23 protein-coding genes are annotated in these 25,700 nt (G+C 42.6%); 11 read left to right on the top strand and 12 right to left on the bottom strand.

The window, feature by feature from the left end; all coding sequences use genetic code 11:
• Nucleotide 1: 1 nt before the first annotated feature.
• The 6 genes from AC1DP6_RS32595 to AC1DP6_RS32570 all read right to left on the bottom strand — a co-directional run bounded on the left by AC1DP6_RS32595 (nt 2) and on the right by AC1DP6_RS32570 (nt 7,705).
• The gene (locus AC1DP6_RS32595; protein ID WP_477058610.1) at nt 2-2,320 is read right to left on the bottom strand and encodes a DUF262 domain-containing protein; all 2,319 of its coding nucleotides are present in this window, start codon (nt 2,318-2,320) and stop codon (nt 2-4) included.
• 82 nt (nt 2,321-2,402) lie between these two features.
• Nucleotides 2,403-3,230 (bottom strand): sigma-70 family RNA polymerase sigma factor, encoded by an 828-nt coding sequence (locus AC1DP6_RS32590; RefSeq protein ID WP_477058609.1) that lies wholly within the window; start codon nt 3,228-3,230, stop codon nt 2,403-2,405.
• A gap of 633 nt (nt 3,231-3,863) precedes the next feature.
• Nucleotides 3,864-4,847, bottom strand: a complete 984-nt coding sequence (locus AC1DP6_RS32585; RefSeq protein ID WP_477058608.1) for a hypothetical protein — start codon at nt 4,845-4,847, stop codon at nt 3,864-3,866.
• A 781-nt stretch (nt 4,848-5,628) separates the two neighbouring features.
• A complete protein-coding gene (locus AC1DP6_RS32580) occupies nt 5,629-6,528 on the bottom strand; it encodes an AraC family transcriptional regulator (RefSeq protein ID WP_477058607.1) in 900 nt (299 codons plus the stop codon).
• Nucleotides 6,529-6,550: 22 nt separating this feature from the next.
• Nucleotides 6,551-7,054: a DinB family protein gene (locus tag AC1DP6_RS32575; protein WP_477058606.1), complete on the bottom strand. Its 504-nt coding sequence runs from the start codon at nt 7,052-7,054 to the stop codon at nt 6,551-6,553.
• A gap of 78 nt (nt 7,055-7,132) precedes the next feature.
• Entirely contained in the window at nt 7,133-7,705 is a 573-nt protein-coding gene (locus tag AC1DP6_RS32570; RefSeq protein WP_477058605.1) for a DUF6273 domain-containing protein, read from the bottom strand.
• Nucleotides 7,706-7,934: 229 nt separating this feature from the next.
• On the opposite strand from AC1DP6_RS32570, the gene AC1DP6_RS32565 reads away from it, so the two are divergent.
• The 8 genes from AC1DP6_RS32565 to AC1DP6_RS32530 all read left to right on the top strand — a co-directional run bounded on the left by AC1DP6_RS32565 (nt 7,935) and on the right by AC1DP6_RS32530 (nt 16,383).
• Nucleotides 7,935-9,239: a DUF3108 domain-containing protein gene (locus AC1DP6_RS32565; protein WP_477058604.1), complete on the top strand. Its 1,305-nt coding sequence runs from the start codon at nt 7,935-7,937 to the stop codon at nt 9,237-9,239.
• A 233-nt stretch (nt 9,240-9,472) separates the two neighbouring features.
• Entirely contained in the window at nt 9,473-10,378 is a 906-nt protein-coding gene (locus tag AC1DP6_RS32560; protein WP_477058603.1) for a pentapeptide repeat-containing protein, read from the top strand.
• Complete coding sequence (locus AC1DP6_RS32555; RefSeq protein ID WP_477058602.1) at nt 10,375-11,160, top strand: ABC transporter ATP-binding protein; 786 nt, start codon at nt 10,375-10,377, stop codon at nt 11,158-11,160. The genes AC1DP6_RS32560 and AC1DP6_RS32555 overlap by 4 nt, the downstream gene beginning before the upstream one ends.
• On the top strand, nt 11,161-11,928 hold the full coding sequence (locus tag AC1DP6_RS32550; RefSeq protein WP_477058601.1) for an ABC transporter permease: 768 nt from the start codon (nt 11,161-11,163) through the stop codon (nt 11,926-11,928).
• Nucleotides 11,929-12,015: 87 nt separating this feature from the next.
• Nucleotides 12,016-13,338, top strand: a complete 1,323-nt coding sequence (locus AC1DP6_RS32545; RefSeq protein WP_477058600.1) for a TolC family protein — start codon at nt 12,016-12,018, stop codon at nt 13,336-13,338.
• 6 nt (nt 13,339-13,344) lie between these two features.
• Complete coding sequence (locus tag AC1DP6_RS32540) at nt 13,345-14,436, top strand: efflux RND transporter periplasmic adaptor subunit (protein WP_477058599.1); 1,092 nt, start codon at nt 13,345-13,347, stop codon at nt 14,434-14,436.
• Nucleotides 14,437-14,439: 3 nt separating this feature from the next.
• Nucleotides 14,440-15,702: an ABC transporter permease gene (locus AC1DP6_RS32535; RefSeq protein ID WP_477058598.1), complete on the top strand. Its 1,263-nt coding sequence runs from the start codon at nt 14,440-14,442 to the stop codon at nt 15,700-15,702.
• Nucleotides 15,703-15,705: 3 nt separating this feature from the next.
• A complete protein-coding gene (locus tag AC1DP6_RS32530) occupies nt 15,706-16,383 on the top strand; it encodes an ABC transporter ATP-binding protein (protein WP_477058597.1) in 678 nt (225 codons plus the stop codon).
• A gap of 37 nt (nt 16,384-16,420) precedes the next feature.
• Here AC1DP6_RS32530 and AC1DP6_RS32525 read toward each other — a convergent pair whose 3' ends face one another.
• The 4 genes from AC1DP6_RS32525 to AC1DP6_RS32510 all read right to left on the bottom strand — a co-directional run bounded on the left by AC1DP6_RS32525 (nt 16,421) and on the right by AC1DP6_RS32510 (nt 21,496).
• Nucleotides 16,421-16,987, bottom strand: a complete 567-nt coding sequence (locus tag AC1DP6_RS32525) for a DUF4256 domain-containing protein (protein WP_477058596.1) — start codon at nt 16,985-16,987, stop codon at nt 16,421-16,423.
• Nucleotides 16,988-17,171: 184 nt separating this feature from the next.
• The gene (locus AC1DP6_RS32520; RefSeq protein WP_477058595.1) at nt 17,172-19,541 is read right to left on the bottom strand and encodes an ABC transporter permease; all 2,370 of its coding nucleotides are present in this window, start codon (nt 19,539-19,541) and stop codon (nt 17,172-17,174) included.
• A gap of 228 nt (nt 19,542-19,769) precedes the next feature.
• Nucleotides 19,770-20,684 (bottom strand): helix-turn-helix domain-containing protein, encoded by a 915-nt coding sequence (locus AC1DP6_RS32515; RefSeq protein WP_477058594.1) that lies wholly within the window; start codon nt 20,682-20,684, stop codon nt 19,770-19,772.
• Nucleotides 20,685-20,701: 17 nt separating this feature from the next.
• Complete coding sequence (locus AC1DP6_RS32510; RefSeq protein WP_477058593.1) at nt 20,702-21,496, bottom strand: SDR family oxidoreductase; 795 nt, start codon at nt 21,494-21,496, stop codon at nt 20,702-20,704.
• A 387-nt stretch (nt 21,497-21,883) separates the two neighbouring features.
• Between AC1DP6_RS32510 and AC1DP6_RS32505 the strand changes: the two genes are divergently transcribed.
• From AC1DP6_RS32505 to AC1DP6_RS32495, 3 genes are all read left to right on the top strand, one after another.
• Nucleotides 21,884-22,033, top strand: a complete 150-nt coding sequence (locus AC1DP6_RS32505; RefSeq protein ID WP_477058592.1) for a hypothetical protein — start codon at nt 21,884-21,886, stop codon at nt 22,031-22,033.
• Between the two features lie 57 nt (nt 22,034-22,090).
• Entirely contained in the window at nt 22,091-22,294 is a 204-nt protein-coding gene (locus tag AC1DP6_RS32500) for a class I lanthipeptide (protein ID WP_477058591.1), read from the top strand.
• Nucleotides 22,295-22,724: 430 nt separating this feature from the next.
• The gene (locus tag AC1DP6_RS32495) at nt 22,725-23,852 is read left to right on the top strand and encodes a zinc-binding dehydrogenase (protein WP_477058590.1); all 1,128 of its coding nucleotides are present in this window, start codon (nt 22,725-22,727) and stop codon (nt 23,850-23,852) included.
• Nucleotides 23,853-23,975: 123 nt separating this feature from the next.
• Here AC1DP6_RS32495 and AC1DP6_RS32490 read toward each other — a convergent pair whose 3' ends face one another.
• The gene (locus tag AC1DP6_RS32490; protein WP_477058589.1) at nt 23,976-24,869 is read right to left on the bottom strand and encodes an alkaline phosphatase family protein; all 894 of its coding nucleotides are present in this window, start codon (nt 24,867-24,869) and stop codon (nt 23,976-23,978) included.
• Nucleotides 24,870-24,937: 68 nt separating this feature from the next.
• On the bottom strand, nt 24,938-25,543 hold the full coding sequence (locus AC1DP6_RS32485) for a helix-turn-helix domain-containing protein (RefSeq protein WP_477058588.1): 606 nt from the start codon (nt 25,541-25,543) through the stop codon (nt 24,938-24,940).
• Nucleotides 25,544-25,700: the final 157 nt, after the last annotated feature.

Here is a 25,700-nt window from a genome sequence, read left to right as displayed (position 1 = left end):
TTTACTCCCCTGTAGCTATTGGTAGCATCCACGTCTCCATAATAGCCTTTTCGATTGCCTTCTCTGAATGGGATGTCCTTAGCATCGAGAATATTTTACTGATTTTTTGTAAAACAGTTGATCTTGAATCTTCTATATATTCGATGGGAATGCCTTTTAATATGATCCATAATAGATAAAGGCGCATGGGAACTCTTACACAATTGGTTTGAAGAATGCTGTCCATTTGACGGTTGCTTAAAAACGCGGTTTTTTTGCCGGTGGAACAGGCTATAAGTAGCTTAGCTTTTTCGATAAAGTCCAATTCAAAGTCATTAATTGCTAGTAAGAATTCCGCCTTAAAAGTTTGGCTTTCTAGTATATGGGTAATGCATGGTCTATTCTTAAACCTGATAGCGATTGTGGAGGAGAGTCTGTTGATGAAGAGAATTTCTTTAATGTTTTTCATGTTGGCTGGGCCTTTCGTCATATAGTGTATATAGGATAAGCAGGTAACAAGTTCTTCGTTAACCATTCTCCTGTCTATGATTCTCAAATACAGCCAACTGTTTCTTTGACAAACACCTTTGATGGCATGAACGATGTCGCTATCAACATAAGCATTCCAGAATTCAAAAGTATGCTCATCGATAGGAATCGGTTTATGGTTAAGCCGCTTGAATAATTCTTCCGGAATAAAATGTTTATTATTTTCCTCCCTGATCTCTATAATTTCCAGATCATAATTTTTTATAGCTAGTTGCTCCTCTTCTGAAAGCTGGCTGAACTTCTTTCCATGCAAATGTGGTAATAGTCCTGACTGCAAGTTGAGTGAAAAGTTATTTTTCCTGGAAGTTACCATATTGCCATGTTCATTTTTGTACTCTTCTCCCAGGAAGCCAATTATCGCCAACAGCCGCTGTTGACCATCGATAACCTCTGAGATGCTGTCTTTTGTCAGGTAAATATATAAGGGGTGAATTTTAAGCCCTAACAGGATACTTTCTATTAATGAGGAAGCTTTTGCGACGTCCATTACTTCGGTACGCTGGTAGGCTGGTTTAAGGTTGAACTTCCCTCTTTTCATTTTATCGAAGATATCGCTGACAGRATTCGACGTTGGTAGTGTTTTGGAGAAATGTTTTTCTTCACTCCCTGGCATGAATCGTTCCGCCATATATTTGTCCATTCTTTCTTTATGTGCGACCAGGAATTCTTCGTTACTTTTCAGATATGGTAAAAAATAAATGTCTGTATGAGAAGCAAAGAAGAAAGCAATCAGTTCATATCTTTTCATCAATTTTGAAGAGTGGTTGTATTGCTCAATAGGATAATTTTGCATCTGTTTTACGAAATGATCCACCAATTTATCTTTGAAAGCGACCGTATTGAGGGTCTCAGACATCACTTTTTCCTTTTCGCACACGGATAGCGCCCAAAACAGGGATTCGTAAATCATGCCTTTTGAAGGGACACCATGCTTACTCAGTTGCACCTTAATTTCCATCAGAAAGGCACATTTTTTCTTAAAGTCATCGAAAATGAGCGCAACATTTTCCTGGACTCCTTTGGTAATCATGTTGTAGGAAAGATAGTCATAATACTTGTTGACGATATCGTCCCGCTCATATATGAATTTGTTGATGGGAATATTATGCAATACCAGCACTTGCCGGATATGTTGCATCATCGTTTCCAGATTTTTTCGTCTATGGTCAAATAGATCCATTATTTGATGATATAGTGGCACATCTTTTTCAAACTGGTCTTTAAAATAGATGTTGATATCATCCTGTATGTATTGTGCTTTAAATACTTCTTCCTTCTTTAACGGCGATATACCCGAATTATACCGTTTGAATATTTCACGCTTCACCAGCTCCTCGGTGCGGGAATTGACATTATCACCAGCAGCCGTTATAATGATGAGCCGGAGAGGGGTATCGAGAATACGATCTCTTAATTTTTCTTCTATCTGTGAGCATTTTTTCCCCGCCAGGTTCCATAATTTGTCCAGCCCGCGTGGTTTTAGAGAGAATTCATCCTTAATAAACCGGTGAATTGTTTCGCACCGTTGCCTGCCATCAATTACTTCCCAGGTCTTTCCCTTTACATAGATAACGATGGGTGGGATTTCCCCATGTAACAAGAGTGTTTCAATAAGGTAGGTGGCTTTTACATCGGTCCAAACATATTTGCGTTGATAAGGTGGTTTATAATCGAGGTAATGTCCTTGTTCATTGTTTAATTGAAAAATAGAGCGGATAGATCTTAGGCTGTTGTTGATGATAATGTTTTTGAACAGTTCAAGTGTCTCAACGGCAAGAGAGATTTTTTTCATTATATTAATTTAAGAAGTGAATTGTTTGGTATGATCTAGGTGGTATATCAGGCCTATTGTAGGGGTTGATATGAAGGATAGTTTAGTTGGCGGGAAAGCCTCTCCATCCTGGTTTGTTAACTTTTTTGAGTTTCTGGCGACCTTCAATGTGGTGTTGCAATACCTGCCATTGTGTAAGCCCTAATGCCTCACTGATCTGGATTAGGGTCAGCCCCTTTTCGTACTGAAGTCTGAATATCTCGATTTGCCGAGGGGTCAGGTATATTTCATAATCAGCGACTGATATTATCTTTCTTTGTTTAGAGGCGGCAGTCAATACTATCAACCGGGTGGTATCCGCTTTCAATTTCTTGATGGCAGCCTTTTCTTGCCCGGAGATTTTTTGGTAGGACATACCTGTTTTTTCGGCAATCATTTTGTACTTGAATCCACGAATGCGTAATTCCATTATCGTTTTTTTGGTTGGAGACAGATAGGCAATGGCCTGCTCAATCAGTTGTCGCTTTTCTTCCTCTGCTCTTGCTACTTCCTGCATTGCTCTTTCTTTTTCCGGATCATAAACAGCGAGTGTAGTACCCATATCATCATAAAGATCCAGCGATATGGTGCGCCCTGTTCCATTCTTGAGATAGCTCAGGCAATCCCAACGCACCCGGCGACGGATGTATCCTTTGAGGTGATTTACATTTTTCATCCTCTTCCGGTGATCCCAGATGAACACGAATGCATCCTGAATAATACTTTCAATTTCAAATTCATTCCGCATTATTCTGCGGGCAAAGGTGAAAATTGATTTGTATAATGCCTGGTGTATGTGAGCAAAAGCTCTTTGATTGCCTTGTGTGAATAGTTGAAAGTAGTCAGAGAGGCGATTTTCAGATGCGGATGTTTCAGAACGGAGCTTAGACATAATTTTTAAATTAATTAATAATTAAATGGAGCTTTTGCCGATAACCAGTAGGAGCATAATTTCCCCGTCAGTTATCAATAGATTTGAAAACAGGCTTGAATTGATACGCAGGTATGGAGTGGCTGTTAAGTGCCGGAAATTACGAGGTGGGCGGCCGGTTGAGGACCAAGTATATGTCTTTTATCATATTTTGGTGTATGAATTTTAATTCTATCCTCTTCTAATTATGAAAAGGGTTATGCATGCTTGTACAAAAAATATCAATACTGCTGTTAATTATTCATAATTTAAATTGAATGGTTTAATTGGATGTGAATACCAATGGTTTTTTACAAATGGAAATGGGTAAACTTTAATTGTTGGTCATGCAAAATGATTATTGAAGTTAACATGTCGTTGATGAGTTTTTGATTTTTAATCTTAATTGTCAATATTATAACGATAACAGCAGATGTTGTTCGACCAGGTTACAACATAAAGGAAATGTAATAACGAGCTGTTAACAATCTCTGTCAGAGTTTTTTTTATAGATTGTGCATTAGCGTGACACGATAGCGATATCGTGTATCCTTTTAGTAATTTTGTTGAAACGTTTGTTGGTGGGCTGGTTTCATTCGCATTTAAGGATGACCATTAGTTTTCATGAAATAGATATATTGGGCCATTATTTCCATATTTACTGTTTATTTCATTAGTCAGTTGTAGTATTTCATAGACATAAGACATATCTGGATTGTATTTTTCAATTAATTTTTGTTGAAATAATTCATCTCCATATTGATAGAAATTAAGAGAAGAGACACTTGTCTGATAATCGGGTTTTAAGGTCTGATAGTCCCGGACAAGTTTTCTTGTTCCAAGTGTGACACTTTTTTTATCGTCAATGTATCTTGAAGTGTTCACCTGCATTATCCCTAATGTGTGAGGTTTTCTGGTAAGAAAATAATTTACGTACTCAATTATTCTAAATAGTTTAGGTCTGTTAAAGTCCTCATAAATGATGATAGCCAATGCTAACTGTCTGAGCCGTGGGTGCTCGGTTTCTTTATTTATAATGCTGCTGTATTTACTGTCTACTCTTTCAAATTGTATTTTTAGGTAATTATTTTTCCTTTTTTCAAATCTTTTGTCTGATAGTTCAACTTTATTGAGCAAATTGTAAAGGAAGAGTATAATGATAATCCACAGTTCATTGGCCATATTGTTGAAATCAGGAAGAATGTTAGTTTTTGTTACGATGAACTTTGTATATACAAAGTAGCTTAGCAACACAATTGAGAGCGCATAAAGGAAGTATTTGGGCCAGTTTATTAACTTCGCGCGGTTGATAACTATGTTAAATATGCCTCTGAACAATACATAATATACGCCTATCAGGTAAATATTTTTAGTAAGGTAATCCAACCCAAGCGTATAGAATATTGTACTTAATATAGTAATGTAGATAGCTGGAGTAAGCACTCGGATGACAAAATTAAATGCCGGGGCCTCATTTGTTTCCCGAAAGATGCTGAGCTGGCAATAACCTAACGAGGAGGGTGTATACTGTCCCAGCAGGTTAATGGTAAAGAAAAGAATAATAGCTAGTATGAGGTGGATAATAATAACTGAAATCATTTAAATGTATTTTTTTGTTTTTTACACATTTGGCAATAACGAACCTGGATAGCACTGCAGGTGATATCATATTGATAGTTGTTATGTAATGCTGTGATTAGCCGGGGGCAAATGACGGAAGAATAATAATGGCTCTTGCATTGACTATCTTATAGAAATGAGATTAACCAGTTAATAACAAACAATCGTTTGGATGGAAATAGTACCAGGCATTGAGGTTYTATGTATTAGTTAATTAGAGATGTCTAATAAATTAAGAAAATTTATAAAGGGAGCCATAAACTTATTTTTATACTTGTCCATCATTACTCCTGACTATGGTTTTGCCTTTGAGATGCAAGCGCTGCATAAGTGGCGGAACAAATATCTGATCAAAGTACTGACACCATTAGAGGTTTTAAATAAAAATTATTGCAATCAGCGATTGCCATAATTTGACAGACAAGTGTGCGTGAATATGCGCTCACTGGCTGATTAATATTATTTACTAAATGAATAATATAGTGGAAGCTTAATCGTATTGTTAGTAGTAACTTGCCTCGGTTTATAGTAAATAATAGCATTAGTGCTAAAATTCCACAAGATCAATTACAGTAAAGTGAATCATCTTTCGTTGTAACCCGTGTGGCTACCTGCTTAATTAGGGGCAATCAGGTGCTACTATGTGGCGAAAGATGATTTTTTGTTACCTGCACAGGCCTGTACGGAAGATGATACTATCTAGATCTCCTGAATTTCAATTGCCGGCATGATGATGCCAATACCCCGTTTGCGTCTTACTTCAGGCAATACTGGTGGTGCGGTTAATTTGCTGGACAGCATTGTTGCTGTCAGCAGCCATGGAGAACTTTTTCCTGTATTGAGAGGGCGTTGTTCCGGTAACGATCAAAAAACGGTTGTTGAAATTAGCCAATGTACTGAAACCACTTTCGTAGCAAATAGCCGCCACATGTTGATGTGTATCTTTAAGCAGTTTGCAGGCATGCCCGATCCGTATTTCATTCAGATAACCAACATAGGTCTTTTTTGTACTGCGCCGGAAATAGCTACAGAAGGCGGGTACGCTCATATTGACCAGTTTTGCTACATCAGTTAACTGGATGGGAGCATGGAAATTTTGATGGGTGAACTGAAAGATCGCATCAAGGCGTTCCTTACTTTTAATGTCCTGTTCTTTTATTTCCTGCGTGGATAGTATTTCATATTCTTCTCTTTGTGCGATTAGTTCAAGGCATTCACAGAGCCGTATGATACGGGAAAATCCGGTGAGATGTTCCAGCTCCCTGATAAGCGGCCCAAGACTCGCCCGACATTCGGACCGGATTTTCAGCCCACCGGCTGACAGGTGGAGAAGCCGATAGATGTTCCGGGATTCAGGAMGTTGCAGAAATGCGGGTCCCCAGAAGTCTTCTTTGAACTGTACTACTACTGCACTTGTAACAAGATTACTTTGTGCTTTTTGAAAGGTATGTGGAAGATTACTGCCAAGAAGAAAAACGTCATCGGTTTGAAATTCGCCGATATAATTACCGATAAAGCTTTTTCCTTCTCCTTCTGTAAACAGGATTAATTCGTATTCTATGTGCTGGTGCCAGGGAACTTCAAACAAAGGCGTACGATAGGTTCTGGCTACAAAAGAGTTGTTTTCAGCCAGCGTTAGTTTCTCTATAAGTGGCTTCATACGGGTGGGTTTGTCATTTGAGTTAGCTTTTCCGTTTTTCTTCATAGGTTGGGCCATACAAACCAGGTACTTTATTTCCTGTAGCGCGAAGATAAACAATCAATTCGCCGCGGTGGTGGTAAATATGATTAAAAAGAAGTCCACGTGATACAATGCCCCTTGGCATGGGCCCAAGGATAACCTTTTCACCGGCTTTCATTGTCCAGTTGTCTTTCAGTTTTTCCTCGGTGAGCGATTTTAATGCAGCTCTGGCTTTTTCAACATTGCTTTCAAAAAGGGCCAGCGTAGCCTTGATGTCATTTGTATCTCCCCGTTCAAGATGATCAGCGGCCAGGTCGTACACCTCTTTAGTAAGCGCACCCACGTACCAATAGTAAATGGTAGCAATATGCTGGGCGAGTTCCCCCATTGTCCACGAAATCTCTGACGGTTTATAACTAAGGTCTTTTTCGGGTACCGCCTGTAATAACTTACGCGTGTTCTCTACTTCATGTTCGAATTCTCCTGTCAGGTATTGAAGTATCATAGCATAGTTTTAAATGAAGTTAAATAATTTAATAACAAAAATTGACTACGTCAGATTGATTTTGCTAAAGGTCTGATCTTACCGCTTAAGCCACAAAGCGGGCCGAAGACCACCGCCATCTCTGGGCCTGCCATGGACGCCATTGCCGCGCACGTAAACATAGCCGTTATAGCTTACGCTTGCACCAGTGCGGCCATAATAGCCGGGCGAACGAAGCCGCCACCAGTGATAATCATTACCATATTTTGCTTGTCTTTTTGCATTGTTTTCGTCATCTGTAAACCATGTCTGACTACCTTTATGATGCAATTTTTCTTTGCTGTCGCCGAAGTACTCGCAAACCTCTTCAAGACTTAGCAAAAATATTCTGTCGACGGTATCTTTACCGCCTTTTGTTTTAAACCATTGGTTGTCGGTATTTTTGTTTGTGACGGTACTGATTTTTTCCTTTTCATCCTGGCTGAATTCATTATAAAATTCGTTGTTAAGATATTTTCTTACATCACAATCTGCCCAGGTGATGTCTGTAAACTTTGTGTGATACCAACGCAGCGCTATGATATGTTCCGTAATAATCAGTGCCCTGTCGTCTTTAACACTAAGCACCTGCCAGTTGTACTTGCCGAAAGCTATTATGTCGTCTTTGATCATTTTTATATAATCTTTCTACGGTTAAAAGATGCTGGCTTCCAATTTATCCGCTTGAGGTTTTGTCTAAAGCAGTTAAATCCAGTATCTGAATAAATATAGGTTATTTAGTCATCTGCCTTACGCCAATTGTGTATACCTGAAAACAGGTATATTTGCCTCCCTTTATTCGGGTATATACTGAGCCTGTTGAATTACCTATTTTTGTATTGTCAGATAAACTATCAGAACCATGCTTTCTCAATTTCGTAAATCGATCCTGATCTCTTCCGCTTCGGTGCTCCTAACAGCCATAGGAGGCGAGAGTCAGGCCCAGGAAAAATTCGACAGCAAACTGCTGAAGAACGGTAAATATACGCTTGCCTGTTATGCCGTAAATGGCAGTGACGAGTCGGCGATCGGTACCTTTACCATTGGTATCAATGCCTCCAATGATAAACTGGCATTAACGACTATCACTGCCCTTGTGGGACTGGAAGAGTGGAAAGATACTTCCATATCCAACCTGAACGATTTCAAACCCATTTACCGTGCGTCGCACAGCACCCTGAAAGATATGGTGCTGCACTTCGGAAACAACGTTACAGGGTATCATATTGATAAGAAAACGGGTAAGAAGACCCTGGTCAAAGAAGCAGGCGACAAGTATTTCATAGACAGTTATACCTATCCGTTTATCCTGTCGCTGCTGCCGCTGACTTCCGGCTACAGCACTGATTTACCCGTGTATGAATACAAACCCGCCAATGGTGATAATCTGAAAAAAGCCGTTGTGGAAGAAGTGAAGAACAGCACCTGGGTTAGTAAATACACCGGTAAGCACGATGTATGGGAAGTAACTGTGGTGGAGCCGTCTACCAATGAAAAATCTATTTCTTACATCGATAAGAAGACCCGCCGGCTGTGGCAGATAGACAGCTGGGCCAATGGCCAGCAGATCAGGATGGTGGATATAGAAACAGATTTCAACTCTGTGAAGGCCCCTTTCGATAAAGATGAAACTATGAAAATGGTGAAAGGCGGCAACTCCATTATTAGCGGACAGGTGTTTGCCCGCGATTTCAATGACAACGGTACTATCTTCGCCAAAATGCAGGTGATGAATATCCAGGCCAAGCAGGTAGCGCCCCGTGGTACAAAGGTGGTCCTCATCCCTTACAACGATTATTTCAAAGAATGGATCAAAACAAACGAATCCCAACGTAAAAAAGGCCGGGAAGGTATTGCATTGCTGGACGAAGCTGCCCAGTGCATCAAAACTACCCAGGTGTACGATGAGCAGGGACATTTCGAATTTGTAAACCTCATGCCCGGCGAATACCTGTTATATACAGAATTCGGATACGATCATTCCTATACTCAGACAGAAGTGGTAGGTTATACCGACCACTATATCAATGGCATGTTCCAGAATACCAGTACAAATACGGTTAACAGGGACTACAGTACCGGCGCTGGTGCTGTGGTGAAAAAGGTAGTAAGGGTGAGCAAACCCGGCGAAAAGGTGGAAGTAAAACTCAAGAAAACCCGCGCCTGAGGATAAATAATTAAATGGAGCCGCATACAGGAATGTATGCGGCTTTTTTATTGGAGTCTATTGTAAGATTGATGTTAAGTTATAGAAATGTGTAATATCTAACAGCCATATACCACCCGTAGTTGTTGAATACAACTACAAGTTGTGGGATTACAACTAAGAGTGCTGGCTTCTTTGCTGATTCCAGGAATGAATCTGAATATCTTTGTAGTGTCAAAAAAAAACAGTGACTTATGTTAAACACGAAGACGATCGGTAACAAAATAGCCGAAGCACGAAAGAGAATAGATATTTCCCAAGCCCAGCTCGCCCAGCGGTTATTTATTAGTTCCCAGGCAGTCGGAAAGTGGGAGCGGGGAGAATCAATGCCAGACATCACTACTTTTAACCGTCTCGCGGAAATTCTGGGTGTTGATCTTAATTATTTTTCAGAAAGCTTCCCGTCAGAGACTACTGAGGTGGTACCTGTTGAGCCTTTGGTGAAACAATCCGTGGAATTGCCATCCGGAAAGTCCGAGAAAAAGCTTAGCTGGAATATGTCGGGCGGGAGCTGGGTAGACGCAGACTTTTCAGGGTTGAAAAATCTGCATGAGAAGTTCAGCGGCGCCAACATGCAGCATTGCCTGTTTGTGGGTTCAGATATGTCGGGGCTTCTGCTAAAAGGTAATAATGTAGAGAACTGTGACTTCTCCGGTTCTGACATCAGTGGCAGCCACATGCAGAATTCTCATTTAATCAGCAATATATACAAGGACTGTTCCCTGCAGGAAACCGAATTTACGGGGAGCTACTTCAAAGGTTGTGATTTCTCCGGGGCAGATTTTACTGATGCGGTGTTTAAGACCTGTGCCCTCGTGAAAGGCAGCATGGTAAATGCCGTGTTGAGCCGTACTTCTTTTAATGACACGTCGATTGATGATATGGTTTTCGATGGCACATTGGAGGACTGCTCTTTTGAAAATTGTGCATTTACCAGGGTGACATTCCAGCATGTAACGCTTACGAACACTTTCTTCAAGGGTAGGAGTAAAAGCCTGAAGGGGCTTCGGTTTATTGACTGCAAAGCGGATAATCTGACCTATGCTTTTTTGAAAAACGGAAAAGCGGATTTAACTGGTATCACATTATTAACATCATGAAGGAGGAAATAGATATGATACATCATGACATCGCCATCTCGGTGCGGGGACTCGAAAAGTCCTATAAAAACATACCGGTGCTGACAGGAGTAGATTTTCAGGTAGAGGCAGGCAGTATTTTCGCCCTGCTCGGCTCCAATGGTTCAGGCAAGACAACGATTGTTAAAATCCTCAGTACGCTGCTGAAGCAAGACAGCGGAACGGTTTCAGTAAACGGATTCGATGTGGCGTCAAAGCCCGGCAATGTGCGGGAGTCGATCAGTCTGACCGGACAGTTTGCCGCGGTGGATGAGATTTTAACCGGGCGTGAAAATCTTGTCATGATTGCCAGGCTGCGGCACCTGAAAGATCCGCATCCTATTGCGGACAATTTGCTGAAACGTTTCGGTTTAACCGATGCAGCCGATCGCAGGGCATCTACTTACTCGGGAGGTATGCGTCGCAGGCTCGACATCGCCATGAGTCTTGTGGGAAACCCGCAGCTCATTTTCCTGGACGAACCGACCACCGGGCTTGACCCGGAAGCACGGATCGAGGTTTGGAAGATCGTCAAAGAACTTGCTGATAATGGCACAACGGTTTTCCTGACCACCCAGTACCTGGACGAGGCGGAACAGCTGGCCGACAGAATAGCGATTCTTCATAAGGGTAAAATTATCGTGAGCGGCACGCTTGCAGAGCTGAAAGAGCTGTTCCCGCCCGCGAAAGTAGAATATATTGAAAAACAGCCTACGTTGGAAGAGATATTTCTTGCCATCATCGGCGAAAAAATGGAAAAATAAATGGAAACGATAAAACACTATTTTTTCAGGGATATGGGTGTTATGCTTGGACGTTCCATGCGTCATATTCTTCGCAGCATGGATACCATTATCACGGTGACTATTATGCCAATAGCAATGTTGCTGCTGTTCGTATATGTGTTTGGCGGCGCCATTCAAACCGGCACGGACAAATACGTGAATTACCTGCTGCCGGGCATTCTGCTGATTACCATTGGAAGTGGTATATCTTATACGGCTTACCGCCTGTTTCTGGATCTGCAACGGGGCATATTAGAGCGATTCCACTCCATGCCGATTGCACGTTCAACGGTGCTGTGGGGACACGTGCTGACTTCACTGGTATCCAACGCCATTTCTGTTGCGGTAATCATTCTCGTAGCGCTCCTCATGGGCTTTCGCTCATCGGCGGGAGTACTGTCATGGCTTGCCGTAGCTGGCATACTGGCGTTGTTTACGCTGGCGTTAACCTGGATTGCGGTGATTGCCGGATTATCCGCGAAATCTGTGGATGGTGTAAGCGCCTTTTCCTATCCCATCATCTTTCTGCCATTTATCAGCTCGGCGTTTGTGCCTACGAAGTCCATGCCGGGGCCTGTTCGTGCCTTTGCAGACAATCAGCCCGTGACCTCTATCGTGGAAACCCTCCGCGCACTACTTTCCAACCAGCCGGTAGGCAATGAAATATGGATTGCACTTGCCTGGTGTATTGGAATTATGCTGGTGGCTTATATCCTCGCGATGAGCGTGTATAAAAAACGGGTGTAAGCAATTGTCTTTGCTGCATTAGTGCAAAATGTCAGCAAAATTCCCCGGTATAATTAACACAGAACTTAAGGAAYTTAACTACAAAAGATGAAAACAGCTATCCTACTGCTGTTACTGGCAATCTATGCCCGTACAGCAGGCGGGCAATCTATGCCCGAAAATAACAATAGCCAGCCGTGGACAATCGCGAAATGCCTGGAATATACTACCACGCATAATCATGATCTGCTGTCAAAAAACCAGTCGCTGCAGGCAGCCACACAAAGCAGCAAAGCAGCGGCTTCCAGCCTGGCGCCCTCCTTCACAGTGAAAGCGGAAATAAATCATTACTGGAAAATTCCGGTGCAGATTTTTCCCGGACAACTATTGAACCCATCTTCCAGCGGCTCTGTTCCGGTAAGAATGGGTACTCCCTGGATGGGCAACTATGGCGTGGAAGCGGACCTTCCCCTCATAGATGTACAAACCTGGCAACAGATTAAACTTGCCCGGCTGCAACAACAGGCAGAAAAAAACGAATACAACTCCCTGTTGCAAACATTACTGAAAAATACGCGCATCGCTTATTACAGCGTGCAGCAACAACAGGAATACGTGGCCGTTACTGCCAAACTATACGGGAACTACCAGCATATCCATGAGCTTATTATTCTCCAGTTCGAAAAAGGACTCGCTGATAAAATAACACTCAATCAGTCGGCTACCCTGCTGAAAAACCGTGAAATAGACGCTATTAAAGCGGCTACCGATTTGCAACAGGGTTACCTGGACCTGAAATTCTGGATGGGGTATCCGCTGGCGGATTCCCTGCCGCTGTCGCCCAGCGGGGAATTGCCGGCACTGGCTGTCGCCGGTTTCAATAACGCCCTTCTTCCTGGCTACGAGGCGGAACAATCAAAAGTAACCCTCGCCAAACAGGAGTACCAGCTTTCCCGGGCAGAAGGGTATCCCAGCCTGCATCTGAAAAGTACCTGGGAACAACTGGGCTTCGGAGAAAAGCCTGATTTCATCACCCGCTCGCCCTGGTTCAGCGTAGGTTTCGTGGGGATACAACTTTCCATGCCGCTATCACTTAGCAGGATCGCGTATAAGCCGCGTGCACAGAAAGCCCGCTGGCAGGCTGCTGATCAACAGTTCAAAAGCTACACCGCTGAACAGGAGAAAAAGTACCAGCAGGAAAAAGCAGCACTGGAACAGTCAACTCAAAACATTCGCCTGCAACAGGATAATATCCGGCTCTCAGAAGAAAACGAACTACTCAGCACGAAGAAAATCGATAAAGGCATCATTGATATGATCCAGCTGAAAGAAGTGCAGAAAGACCTGTATGAAGCACAGGAAAAGCTGAATGAAGCCAGGATGGACTTCTTCAGACATTATACGGAAATAAATTACTTACAAAATAAATAGCCCTGCATGAAAAAGCTTTTAATCATAGCAACAATAGCTTTACTGGCTATTGCCTGTAAGAAAAAAAATATCACCTGGACGGTACAGTCACGCAATATGAACGAGGCCGTATATGCCTCCGGTGCAGTGATGCCGCAAGCTTACTATTTCCTGAAATCCAACAGCACAGACCTCCTCCTGCAAATGAATGTAAAGGAAGGTGACTCCGTCAGCAGAAATCAGGTATTGGCAGTTCTGGGCACTCCCAGCCAGCTTACACAACTGGATATACTCCACAGCCAGGTAACATTGGCCGGTAAAAATGCAGGCGATGGTTCCGCCATCTTACGCGAACTGCAGGAAAAGATTGAACAGTCCAAACAAAAATATGATGTTGATGCGCGGAATGCATCCCGGTATACCGATCTGGCAAAAGATAAAGCCGTTTCAGAAAAAGATGCAGAACAAAAAAGACTCGATGCATCTAATAGTCTCACTGCTTACAAATCTTTACAACAACAATACCTCGCACAACAAAATGAACTCACCGGCCAGTTGCTGCAAACCCGTCAGCAATACGCTGCCACCAGCCAGGTCCGGGAAGGAAAGGTGCTGAGAAGCCCGGTAAATGGTAACATTTTTAAAGTATACCTCAAAGAAGGAGAACTGGCCCAACTCAATGATCCGGTAGTTATGATAGGTCAGCCCGGAAAATTTAAACTGGAGCTGCTGGTAGATGAACGCGATATCAGTAAAGTCAATATAGGGCAGAAAGTATACTTTGAAACAGATGTATATGCCGGCAAACAATTCACTGCTACTATCAACAAAATTGTACCGCTGCTACAGAAAGAAAGCAGAAGTTTCCAGGTAGAAGCCGCCGTCACAGACAATGATACCTTTTATCCACAGTCGTCTGTAGAAGCCAATATCATTATCCGGGAAAATGTAAGCGCCCTGATGATCCCTTCTGACTTCCTGCTGAAAGGCGATAGTGTGTACCTGCAGCAAGGTAAAGCGTTGCAGAAGACAGGCATCGTTAGCGGCGCTAAAAATGGCAACTGGATTGAAATAAAATCCGGTTTACATGCCGGAGATATCATCGCTAAAAAAGAATAAGCCATGAAAATATTCACCAACATACAGCTGGCGGGATCCATTGCGCTAACGCATATGCGCACCCGCCTTAAACAAACCATCATTGCTACTGTAGGGGTTACCTTCGGCATTACCATGTTTGTATTTATGGTGAGCATGATCCAGGGCATCAATGATTTCCTGAGAAATATTGCCTTCGAGCAATCGCCCCACCTGCGATTGTACAACGAAATGCAGGCCGCCTCGGCTACCATACTGGACAAAGTACAATCCAGTGCCGTTAACATCGTGGACCACACCAAGCCTAAAGATGTTTCACTCAACCTGAAAGACGGTAAACAGGTGATTCAGTTGCTGCAGGACGATCCACGCGTGCTGGCCGTGTCCGGCTCTGTCAAATCCCAGGTATTTTACCGGCTGGGATCGAGTACTATCAACGGCACGATTAACGGGATTGTATTTGAAAACGAAAATGCATTGTTTAATCTTCAGGCCAAACTGCTGGAAGGCAGTTTTCAGGAACTCGCCACTACGCCCAATAGCATTGTAATGGGTGTTAATCTTGCTAAAAGACTCAACGTCAAAACAGGGGATCAACTATTACTCACCACCGAAAAAGGCAACAACTTTTATGTCACCGTTGCGGGCATTTTTAAAACCGGTATGTCGGACATTGATAAACAGGAAAGCTATGCCAGTATCAATACCGTGCAGCGTTTCATGGAAGTACCCGCCGCGTATATCACGGACATCAAAATCAAGTTGCATGATATGGAGCTGGCGCCGGCCTTCTGCCAGGAACTGCAAACGAAATACGGATTTCAGGGGTCTGACTGGAGACAGGACAACGCGGCAATCGTTGATGGAGAAGGGTTCCGCAACTTTATGGTATATGGCGTTTCTATCACCATACTGCTGGTAGCTGGGTTTGGCATCTTCAATATTCTTACGATGATGATCTATGAGAAGATGAAAGATATTGCCATCCTCAAAGCCATGGGTTTTTCCAATGGAGATATCCGCCGGGTTTTCCTGATCCAGGCAGTCATTATTGGCACTATCGGTGCATTGCTGGGACTTGTATCCGGCTTTCTGGCCACTTATGCCATCTCACAAATGCCCTACAAAAGTGATGTGATGATTACGATGGATCATTTCCCGGTCAACTATTCTATTGTTTACTACATTAGCGGTTTTTCTTTCGGGATCATCACCACCACACTCGCTGGCTACCTGCCCTCCCGCAAAGCATCCCGCCTGGATCCAATCACCATTTTAAGAGGCTAAACCATGAACCTGATAGAAGTAAGAAATATTAATAAATATTTTCAGCAACCGGCAAAAATGCAGGTGCTGAACGATGTAAGTTTTGATATTGAAAAAGGAAAATTGATTACCATCACCGGCAAATCAGGCAGTGGGAAATCTACCTTACTATACCTGTTATCTACTATGGATACAGATTTCGAAGGAAGTATCCGGATCAACCAGGATGAGATGCGCGGAAAAAGCAATCCCTGGCTGGCCGATTTCAGGAACCATCATATTGGCTTTGTATTCCAGTTTCATTACCTGTTGCCTGAGTTTACCGTACTAAAGAATGTGATGCTCCCGGCACTTAAACTGGCTAAATACAGCCGGGAGGAAATAGCAGATCATGCCAATGATTTGCTGAAGCTGCTGGGAGTAGCAGATCAGGGGCATAAACGGGCCTCGCTGCTTTCCGGTGGTCAGCAGCAACGGGTAGCCATTGCCCGGGCGCTCATCAATGAGCCGCTGATTATTATGGGTGATGAACCTACCGGTAATCTCGACAGCTATAATTCGGCCGTAGTATTTGACTTGTTTAAAAAACTGTCGGCAGAGAAAGGACAAACTGTTCTGATGGTAACACACGATGAAGATATTGCCGGCAGATCAGATCAGATCATTCACCTGGTGGATGGGAAGATTGATCATGTGAACTAGCGTCGTGCTATCAAACCATTTTTCGGGATGTTGGTCACTACACCCTTAGCCAGCCACGGAAACCTCGGGCGGCATAGTAAGATTCTGCTCCGTTATGATACACAAAAACGTGGTCATAGCGGCGATCCGAGAACAGGGCGCCCCCGAGTTTTCTAATGGCAGGAGGTGTTATTATCCAGCTGGAGGTTTTTGTATCGAATTTTCCTAATTGCTGCAATTCCTGGTATTGTACTTCTGTTAAAAGTTCAATGCCCATATCGGCTGCCATCTCAACAGCACTATTTTCCGGTTTATGTTCTTTTCTTGACTCCAGTGCTTCATGGTCGTAACAAACACTTCTGCGGCCTTTTGGACTTTCGGCAGAACAATCGTAAAAAATGTATTCATCTGTCTTTTTATCATAACCCACTACATCTGGTTCACCACCGGTTATTTCCATTTCATCGAGTGACCACAGTTTTTCCGGATGCGCTTCCAGCTTTGCCTGTACTTTAGACCAGTCAATACCTTTATGACGGTTCGTGTTTTTCTCAAAGCGGGTCTTCAACACGTTGAGTAGTGCTTGACTTTGTTCAGGTGACAACTTCTTTTTATTGCTTTTCATGTTGTGGATACTTTTATATTGAATCTGGTTAAAGATTTCTACAAAAGAAAGGAATAAAAGGGACTTATTTGTCTGGGGATCATACAAAAATGAAGCAGCCTTCAAATCCTGCGATTGGAAGGCTGGTCTAAATTTACATTGTTTTATGGGAGCTATAAGATGATGTTTCGTACCGGATAAATCATCATTCCGTTCTCAGGCTCTTTATAGGATTAACAATCGCTGCTTTTACAGATTCATAACTAACCGTAAGCCATGCAATACTCAAAGCCGTCAGGGACGCTGTGAAGAATACCAGCCAGCTAACATGTATATGATAGGCAAAGTTAGCCAACCAACTGTTCACCGCGTACCAGGAAAGCGGTACGGCAATCACTATGGCGATGAGAATGAGCCATGTAATATTAATGGACAATAAATAAACCAGGTTAAGAACGGATGCTCCTAATACTTTACGTACACCAATTTCTTTGGTACGCTGCTCAGCCATGAAAGCGGATAAGCCATACAGGCCCAGGCAGGATATAAAGAGGCCCAGGATAGCAAAAAGATTGAAAATGTTGCCCATCTGTTGTTCACCTTTATAGAGGTTAGCTATATCCTGATCAAGAAATTCAAATTTGAAGGGATAGGCAGGGTTGAGCTCTTTGCTTATTGTTGCCAATGCCTGTATGGTTGCGTTGGTTTTACCGGGTAGTGTTCTTATCACCACATACCCGCCAAACTTATTATAGAACAGTACCAATGGTTCTATGGCCTGATGAATCGTTTTAAAGTTAAAGTCTTTTACAACACCAATAATTGTCCCTTTGCTATCCCATAGCGTTAATGGCTTACCTACTGCTGTACTGGCATTTAGGCCCATTAGACTCAGCATTTTTTCGTTCACTATATAGTTGCTGGAATCAGTTTTAAATGCACTTGAGAAACTCCGGCCTGCCAATAGTGGCATCCTGAATGTATGGATAAAATCTTCATTGACAGCCATTACCGGGATAGCCATTTGCGAGTGGGGATCTTTGCCCTGCCAGTCTACGTCAAGTGTCCAGCCTCCCGGGTTGGCAGGCAGGTCGGAGGTAATGGCAAAATCGCTGGTAAGCGGGTTTTGTTTTAATTCATTTTTAAAGGCCTCCTGCTTGTTCCATATATCCCCTTTCATCTGCACATATAAGAGATCGGTCTTCTCGAAGCCGGGGTTCCGGTCTTTGATGAATTTAAGCTGATTGTAAATGACAACTGTACCTACCAGCAAAACGATAGAAACAGTGAATTGAGTTACTACCAAAGCATTGCGGAATAACAAATTGCTGCCCATTGATTTTACATTTCCCTTGAGTACTTTAATAGGATTGAAGCCGGAAAGAAATAAAGCCGGATAGCTGCCGGAGATTAATCCCGTCAACAATGCAATGCCAAAAAGGCTTAACCAGAATTTAGCACTCACCGCAGCAATGGCCAGTTTTCTATCGGCTATTTCATTAAATACCGGAAGGAATAAAAAGACGATCCCGAGTGCAATGGCCAGTGAAATAAGCGAGATTAAGACAGACTCACTTAAGAATTGAAGGATCAGTTGTCCACGTACAGCACCCGCCACTTTACGTAAGCCAATTTCTTTGGCTCTCCGGGCTGAACGTGCGGTAGCCAGATTCATAAAATTGATACAGGCTACTACCAATATTAAAATAGCGATAATAAAGAAGATGTTTACATATTGCGCATTACCGTGTCCTGGCAAATCCCCCAGTCGTTCAGGTGCCAAATGGATGGCGGTGAAGGACTGTAACTGAAACGAGGCCTTGACGTCGGGGCTATGCTGCAGTGCAATTTGATCAATTTGTTTTTCCAGCCTTAATAAATTGGGAGCAGAAGGGTCAAAACTTTTATCTAATTGAACATAGTCGTAAAAACTATAGTTGTTCCAGGTATTATTTTTTAAATCATTATTTGTTCTGGCTAAAGCCGCCATTGGAAAAATAAAGTCAAACTGCAGGTCGGAGTTAGCAGGAATATTAGCCAGCACGCCCGTTACTACTACATTTTCTTTATTGTCTTTTCGTATTACTTTACCAACAGGATCTTCGTTTCCAAAGTATTTGGCTGCCATTTCCCGCGTGATTAAAACGCCATCTACCTGATTTAACGCTGTGGTACGATCGCCTTGCAGCAGGGGAAAGGAAAATACATCCATGAAACTGGGGTCGGCGTAAAACACACGTTTTTCTTCAAATTTTTTGTCTTTTGTTTCCAGTAAGGTAGCAGAGATGGTAGGGGCTAAGCGAACCGTATTTTTAACGACCGGCATTACTGCTTTTAATCCGGCGGGCATGCCTGCCGAACTTGCCGCACTTTTGGAACCATCAAAATCACAAGTGATGCGATATATCTGGTTGGCATTTTTATGGAACCGGTCATAGCTTAATTCATTTTGTACCCAAAGTAAAATGAGGATACTTGATGCCAGGCCAATCGCTAAACCTGTTATGTTAATAGCAGAATAGGCTTTATCCTTTATTATATTTCTGTAAGCCAGTTTAAAATATGTTTTTAACACGTTTTGCTATTTTTATTGATAGATGTTAGCATATGATTTAAAAGTCATGCCATATAAATTAGTTACTGATAATTAATGTATTATGGTTTTATTATTTATGTATACTGTACGGAAACGTTACACCAGGTGTGCGATTTTATGATGCCTGTAGGAAATGACGAAGCCTTCCAACCGCAGGATTTGAAGGCTTCGTCATTGATATATTTATTGATCCACTTCGCGGTTAGCTCAGTTAAATGACTGTCGGAATTCCAACGGAGATTGGCTGGTTTTTATTTTAAATAATTTACTGAAAGATTGCGGATGCTCAAAGCCCAGCTCATAAGCGATCTGACTTACAGGTAAACCAGTTGTGGAAAGCATTTCCTTTGCTTTTTCAATTAATTTTTCATGGATGTGTTGCTGTGCATTCTGACCTGTAAGTGAGCGGAGCATGTCACTTAAGTAACGGGGAGAAAGATGGAGTTGTTCCGCAAGATATTCCACTGTGGGAAGTCCATTTTTTAACGCATGGGCCGTTTCGAAATAATTATTCAGCAAATCTTCCATTTTTGCCAGCAAATCACTGTTCACGGCTTTCCTGGTAATAAATTGTCGCTTGTAAAAACGATTGCTATAATTGAGCAACACCTCAATGTAAGATATGATTACGTCCTGGCTAAAATCATCAATCGGATTTTCGAGTTCCGCAGAGATATGCCCAAGTATAGCCAGGATGGAGACTTTCTCCTTTTCAGAAAGGTGAAGGGCTTCATTGGCTTCGTAAGAAAAGAAGCCGTAGTTTTTGATGTTTTTTCCTAACGGATAATTACGAATAAAATCGGGATGGATGAGCAGGGTAACGCCATAAAATTCGGTATCGCTTACAATGGAAATAACCTGATGAGGGGCAGTGAACACCAGACCGCCCTCATCGTAGTCGTAATAACCTTGTCCATATCCGATTCTGCCCTTCAATAATTTTTTAAATGATATTTTGAAAAAACTGAGTAAAAACGTTTCCGGCAACTGTTGTATCTCCACGGCTATTTTTGTATTGTCAACGATACTGATCAACGGATGCAGCGGGCTGGGCAAACCTAACATCCGGTGTAGCGTGCTGATAGCATCAATTTTAAATGGAGGAGGTGTGGTTTTTTTCATCTTCCGGATTTATGTGTTTACAAACCTAATACATTTTGACCCATCTCTATTCTGAAAGCTTCACTTCCTACTTCGAGCCGTCTTGTATACAGGGATTTGGCATCTTCACCGGCCACATAACGGACCTGGTTTTTACCATCGGTGGCAGCTTCGTACACTACGGCTGCTATTTGTGCTGCCGATGAAAATTCCTCCGGTTTAAAAACTGCCCAAAGTTTCTTATTAGCGTCTTCATACGCAGGGTGGGAAGGTGCATCAATAGATCTGCCCATGAAGTCGGTCGCAATGCCTCCTGGCGCTACTGTTTTTACCGCAACATTAAACAGGCCCATTTCAAAGGAGAGGCTTTCACTCCAGCCTTCCAGGGCAAACTTTGTAGCGTGATATACCGAACCGAGCGGGAAGGCAAATAAGCCGCCCATGGAGGTGGTGGTAATAAACATACCGCTTTTTCTTTGTCTGAAATAAGGGATGAACGCCTGGGTTACCCGAAGTACTCCCAACAGGTTCGTATTTAATTGCTTTACAAGTTGTTCATCATTAATGGCTTCCATAGCCCCTACGAGACCATAACCGGCATTGTTGAATACTACATCCACGCCTTGCTGAATGGCTTGTTGCACGGTAGTGCCGATCTGCTCCGGATTGGTAACATCCAATGGTAACAAGGTGACATTCTTCAGTTGCGAGAGTTCTGTTTCTTTTTCCGGATTACGCATAGTGGCAATTACTGCCCAACCTTTTTCCTGGAATAATTTAGCGGTGGCTTTGCCTAAACCGGTAGAGGCACCGGTTATAAAAATTGTCTTCATATTGTTTCATGTTTTACAATACAAAAGTCGGCCGGATATAACTATGCCACGTTGCCATAATGCAGATAGTTGTAGCCAAAATGACGAAGCCAATTATCCCGCTTAATAGTAGCTGTTTTATAAGATTTTATTGAATGAGACCAACGTCTACCTGTTTGCAGGTATAAAAAATAACCTGTTTCAAGGTATTGGTGCAATGGGGAACAATTCATTATTTTGTAATCAGTGTAACCCGGCAGTGTATTGGTCAGTTTGAAAGCGTTTCCTGATCGTTAGATGTTTACTGATGTGGTGCTGATGTATGGCAGTGACATCAGTTAATTTCATCATCCACGTCAATGAAACAGGAGCAGGTGCTGCTCTTTTGATAACCCAATATTACTATTTATGAAAAAGAGAATTCCCAAAAGATTAAATCTTTCCGCCATCAGAATTGCCACCCTTCAACAGCCAGTACAACTGGAGGCGAAAGGAGCGATGGCTACTTTGTTGTGTACAAAACAAATTACGGCCTGTAACATCAGCGGGTGCTGTTAGCCTCCCTGTTTTTAAATGAAAACGTTATAATCTGTATCTCATCTAAAACTCCTCATTATGAAAAGAAAAAAAATCAATTTAGACAGAAAGCTCTTCCTTCAAAAATCTTCTATCGTTGAGTTAAATGGAATGGAGCAACATCAGTTAAGAGGTGGTGCCGGCGGCGCTACCGGAACAAATTGCCCCGGAGGAACGCGGTTGATCACAGACTGCCTGGCTACCAGCCCGTCTCCACGCCAGCCTTGCAATATTTGCGGTTAAATTGATTCTGTACATCAGAGATATGCTTTATGTTCTCACAGGCAAGCACATACGCCGCACATTTCAGTGCGGTGTATGTGCTTGTTTTTATATTATTGAGCCAGGGAGAAAGATGCATACAATACGATAGGTGCACTTTTACGGCAATATTGAAACTTTTTACTGATAGAAGATTTTCGGCATCAATGAACTGACTGTTTATTGGGGCGTAGTCACTCTTTCACTTGTATTTATATTCCAGATTCAATCCAAAAGCCAGACTATCGAAAGTTATGTGCTCAGATCTCTCCTACAGTATTTGATATAAGAAATAATGTTTATCTGATGGATAATTTACTTTCTGTTAAGGAAATATTATTTCTTTTAAATACCTTTAAATTTCCTTTAAGGAAACATTAATTTCGTTTAGGGAAATTTAATTGCCATATTTATGGAAGGAAAACGAATAGATACGGATATCAAAGGAGAAATATTTAAAGGGCAATTGGCTTTATTTAATGGCCCGGGACAGGCATTCGAGCTGAAGGAGTTTAAGGTGAGGCCATTGCAACCCGGGGAGTTGTTAGTAAAGAATGTATATACCACTATTTGTGGTAGCGACCTGCATACCTTTTGCGGCTTAAGAAATGAGCCTTCTCCTACTGTACTCGGACATGAAATAGTGGGGGAAGTAATAGCGCTGCATCCGGCGCATGCCGGTTTTGACCTGCGTGGTAAACAAATACAGCGGGGTGATCGTATTACCTGGACTGTTTTCTCAAGTAATCCTCAATCTACCAACTCGTTACGGGGGATCCCGCAAAAAGGGGATGACCTTTTTAAATACGGGCATGTGCTGGTGGAAGAACCGGAAGTATTTCACGGAGGATTAGGGACCTATTGTATTATTAAGGCAAATACCGGCATTATTAAGCTACCGGAGAGCATTCCTTTGTCAATTGCCGCTACATTGAACTGTTCGGTGTCCACAGTGGCCGGTGCGTTGAGAATGGCCGGCGATATCAAGGATAAACATGTGCTGATTACGGGCATGGGGCATCTGGGTATTACCTGCGCTGCCATGTGTCGTGAGGCAGGAGCAGAATGGATCGGCGCTGCCGATATTGCTGCAAGAAGACTGGATGAAGCATTGGGCTTTGGCGCCGATGAAGTATTTAATATGAACGGTGATAATTCAAAGCTGCTGTCGGTACTGCAGGAAAGAACAAACGGGAAAGGTATTGATGTGGTGTTTGATATGAGTGGCTCTCCGGCTGCCATGGAGTTTGGTATTAACAGTCTTGGAATAGGCGGGTGTGCCGTATTAATAGGCGCGGTATTTAACACCAGGCCTCTACACATTGATCCGGAAAGAGTGATCCGGCATCTGCTCACGATTAAAGGATTGCATAATTATAACTTTGACGATTTCAAATACGCTTTTGATTTTATGGAACGTAACTGGGAAAAATATCCTTTCAGTACAGTCGTAGAAAAAGAGTTTTCCCTTGAAAAGGTAGAGGAAGCATTCGAATATGCCATTGTACAAAAGCCTTTAAGGGTAGGTATTAAATTATAGCATAGCGGCCATTACAAAATGCTCATCTGAAAGCACTAATGCCTGTCATCAACTCTTAACCTATTCCATGAAAAAAAGCCGCTGGCCTGCTTGCAGGTCATGCGGCTTTTACCTGAATCATCATTATTTAAAAATCTCCGTAACAGGTTTGCCGATCCATACCTGCGGAATAACGAGTCTGAATAAACGTGCAATAGTGGCTGCTGTATCGAATGTCATAATGCTGCTCTTTACTTCATGGTTTTGCCGGATGCCCGGGCCTTTCACGATCCAGGGGATCTCCATTTCATTCATGGATATGGAGCCGTGTCCTTTATTGATGCCTCCATGGTCAGCAGTAAAGATCACTACGGTGTTCTTTTCCATGCCTGCCTCCCGGATGCTTTGCAGGATTTCTGCCACATGTGCATCTGTACGTTCTATAGCTGCGTAATAGGCGGGGGTGCCATGCCCTACAGTATGGCCTACACTGTCTACGTCATGAAAGTGGATAAACAGAAAGTCAGGTTTTGCCTGTTTGATATAGGAAGTGGCAGCAGCGCTTACCGCGGAATCTCCATCGCAGTTTTGATCTTTGTTCACGGCTGCCTTTGGGAAAAGGTAACCGATGCCTTCCCATTCGTAGATCACGCCTATTTCACTGTGAGGCTGGGCTTTTCTTAAAAGACTGTAAACACTGGGAAACATATTGTATTCATCCAGTATGCGTGCGGGTAAGTCGGGTTTTTTGCTGCCCCAGGTGGTGTAGCCATGTAATTCAGGTCCCGCGCCCATTACCATAGAGGCCCAGTTGGGGGCACTGGAGGATGGTAATACGGTTCTGGCATGTAAACTCCAGGATCCTTGCTGCATCAGGGCCCTGAGCGTTGGCACTTTAGCTTGCTGAAAGGCATAGGCACCAAATCCATCTGTGCCGATTAAAATGATGTGTTGCGGCTTTTTTTGCGCCTGTGCATACTGGATAAAGAGTAAAGCACATAAAAGCATCATTGTTTTACTGATACGAAGAAGAGACATCTGCAAAGTTTCTTCAAATATATTTACTTTAAGGAAAAATAATTTCCTTAAAGTAAATATATTTGAAATTATTTCCGGAGTTCTCCAAAGAAGTACATCACCAGCAACCTGCAGGTAATGTTTTGCTGATTGATGGGGACATGGCCGATACTACCGTCAAAAAACAGGGCATCTCCTTCCGACAGGTCAAACGTTTTATCTTCCAGCTGGTACTGCAGGGGGCCGTTGAGTACATACACAAACTCATAGGCTGCCGTGGTTACCGGGCCACGCTGGGAACCCGGACTTAAAGTGAGCAATGAAATTTGAAAAGCACCGCCGTCAAAAGTAGATTCCAATACCGACTGGTACTGAAATCCAATGGCGCCTTCCTCTTTTTCATAAGTAGAGAAACCATCTTTCGGCAGGTATACGTATCCGGGAAAGTCGCTTTCTGCACTCAGCTCGGAAAAGAAAATTTCGGGGGTAATGCCGAGCTTCTGGATGATCGTAAACAGGGTAGGGATGGTTGGCAACATACGCCCATTCTCGATTTTGGACAACAATGCCGATTTTATGCCAGTAACACCGGAAAGGTCCAGTAATTTCAAGCCTTTTTCCTTGCGATACTTTCTGATAAGGCCTCCGATTCTATGGTAAACCAACTGGCCGCCACTAACTGGTTCCTGGTTCATGAACTTAACGATTTATTAAAACTAGATACTGTAAATTAACTAATAAGAAATTTAATTTCGTGTAAGGAAATAAATTATTCCCTACATAAACGAAAAACGAAAGTTAGATAATTCCTCATTAAGCCCGCTTAAATTGTAGGGGGTGCTTTAAATCTGC

The sequence above is a fragment of the Chitinophaga sp. 01L420 genome (assembly GCF_056399985.1).
Note: the sequence above shows the minus strand (reverse complement) of the source record. Positions and strands in the feature narration are given on the sequence as shown.

Excerpts from the sequence above, each read along its gene's own strand:
- AC1DP6_RS32505 (WP_477058592.1), top strand. The coding sequence starts at position 21,884 with ATGAAAAAGAGAATTCCCAAAAGATTAAATCTTTCCGCCATCAGAATT.
- AC1DP6_RS32525 (WP_477058596.1), bottom strand. The coding sequence starts at position 16,987 with ATGAAAAGCAATAAAAAGAAGTTGTCACCTGAACAAAGTCAAGCACTA.
- AC1DP6_RS32515 (WP_477058594.1), bottom strand. The coding sequence starts at position 20,684 with ATGAAAAAAACCACACCTCCTCCATTTAAAATTGATGCTATCAGCACG.
- AC1DP6_RS32485 (WP_477058588.1), bottom strand. The coding sequence starts at position 25,543 with ATGAACCAGGAACCAGTTAGTGGCGGCCAGTTGGTTTACCATAGAATC.
- AC1DP6_RS32585 (WP_477058608.1), bottom strand. The coding sequence starts at position 4,847 with ATGATTTCAGTTATTATTATCCACCTCATACTAGCTATTATTCTTTTC.
- AC1DP6_RS32560 (WP_477058603.1), top strand. The coding sequence starts at position 9,473 with ATGTTAAACACGAAGACGATCGGTAACAAAATAGCCGAAGCACGAAAG.
- AC1DP6_RS32575 (WP_477058606.1), bottom strand. The coding sequence starts at position 7,054 with ATGATACTTCAATACCTGACAGGAGAATTCGAACATGAAGTAGAGAAC.
- AC1DP6_RS32565 (WP_477058604.1), top strand. The coding sequence starts at position 7,935 with ATGCTTTCTCAATTTCGTAAATCGATCCTGATCTCTTCCGCTTCGGTG.
- AC1DP6_RS32490 (WP_477058589.1), bottom strand. The coding sequence starts at position 24,869 with ATGTCTCTTCTTCGTATCAGTAAAACAATGATGCTTTTATGTGCTTTA.
- AC1DP6_RS32540 (WP_477058599.1), top strand. The coding sequence starts at position 13,345 with ATGAAAAAGCTTTTAATCATAGCAACAATAGCTTTACTGGCTATTGCC.
- AC1DP6_RS32555 (WP_477058602.1), top strand. The coding sequence starts at position 10,375 with ATGAAGGAGGAAATAGATATGATACATCATGACATCGCCATCTCGGTG.
- AC1DP6_RS32500 (WP_477058591.1), top strand. The coding sequence starts at position 22,091 with ATGAAAAGAAAAAAAATCAATTTAGACAGAAAGCTCTTCCTTCAAAAA.
- AC1DP6_RS32545 (WP_477058600.1), top strand. The coding sequence starts at position 12,016 with ATGAAAACAGCTATCCTACTGCTGTTACTGGCAATCTATGCCCGTACA.
- AC1DP6_RS32550 (WP_477058601.1), top strand. The coding sequence starts at position 11,161 with ATGGAAACGATAAAACACTATTTTTTCAGGGATATGGGTGTTATGCTT.
- AC1DP6_RS32495 (WP_477058590.1), top strand. The coding sequence starts at position 22,725 with ATGGAAGGAAAACGAATAGATACGGATATCAAAGGAGAAATATTTAAA.
- AC1DP6_RS32510 (WP_477058593.1), bottom strand. The coding sequence starts at position 21,496 with ATGAAGACAATTTTTATAACCGGTGCCTCTACCGGTTTAGGCAAAGCC.
- AC1DP6_RS32590 (WP_477058609.1), bottom strand. The coding sequence starts at position 3,230 with ATGTCTAAGCTCCGTTCTGAAACATCCGCATCTGAAAATCGCCTCTCT.
- AC1DP6_RS32535 (WP_477058598.1), top strand. The coding sequence starts at position 14,440 with ATGAAAATATTCACCAACATACAGCTGGCGGGATCCATTGCGCTAACG.
- AC1DP6_RS32570 (WP_477058605.1), bottom strand. The coding sequence starts at position 7,705 with ATGATCAAAGACGACATAATAGCTTTCGGCAAGTACAACTGGCAGGTG.
- AC1DP6_RS32530 (WP_477058597.1), top strand. The coding sequence starts at position 15,706 with ATGAACCTGATAGAAGTAAGAAATATTAATAAATATTTTCAGCAACCG.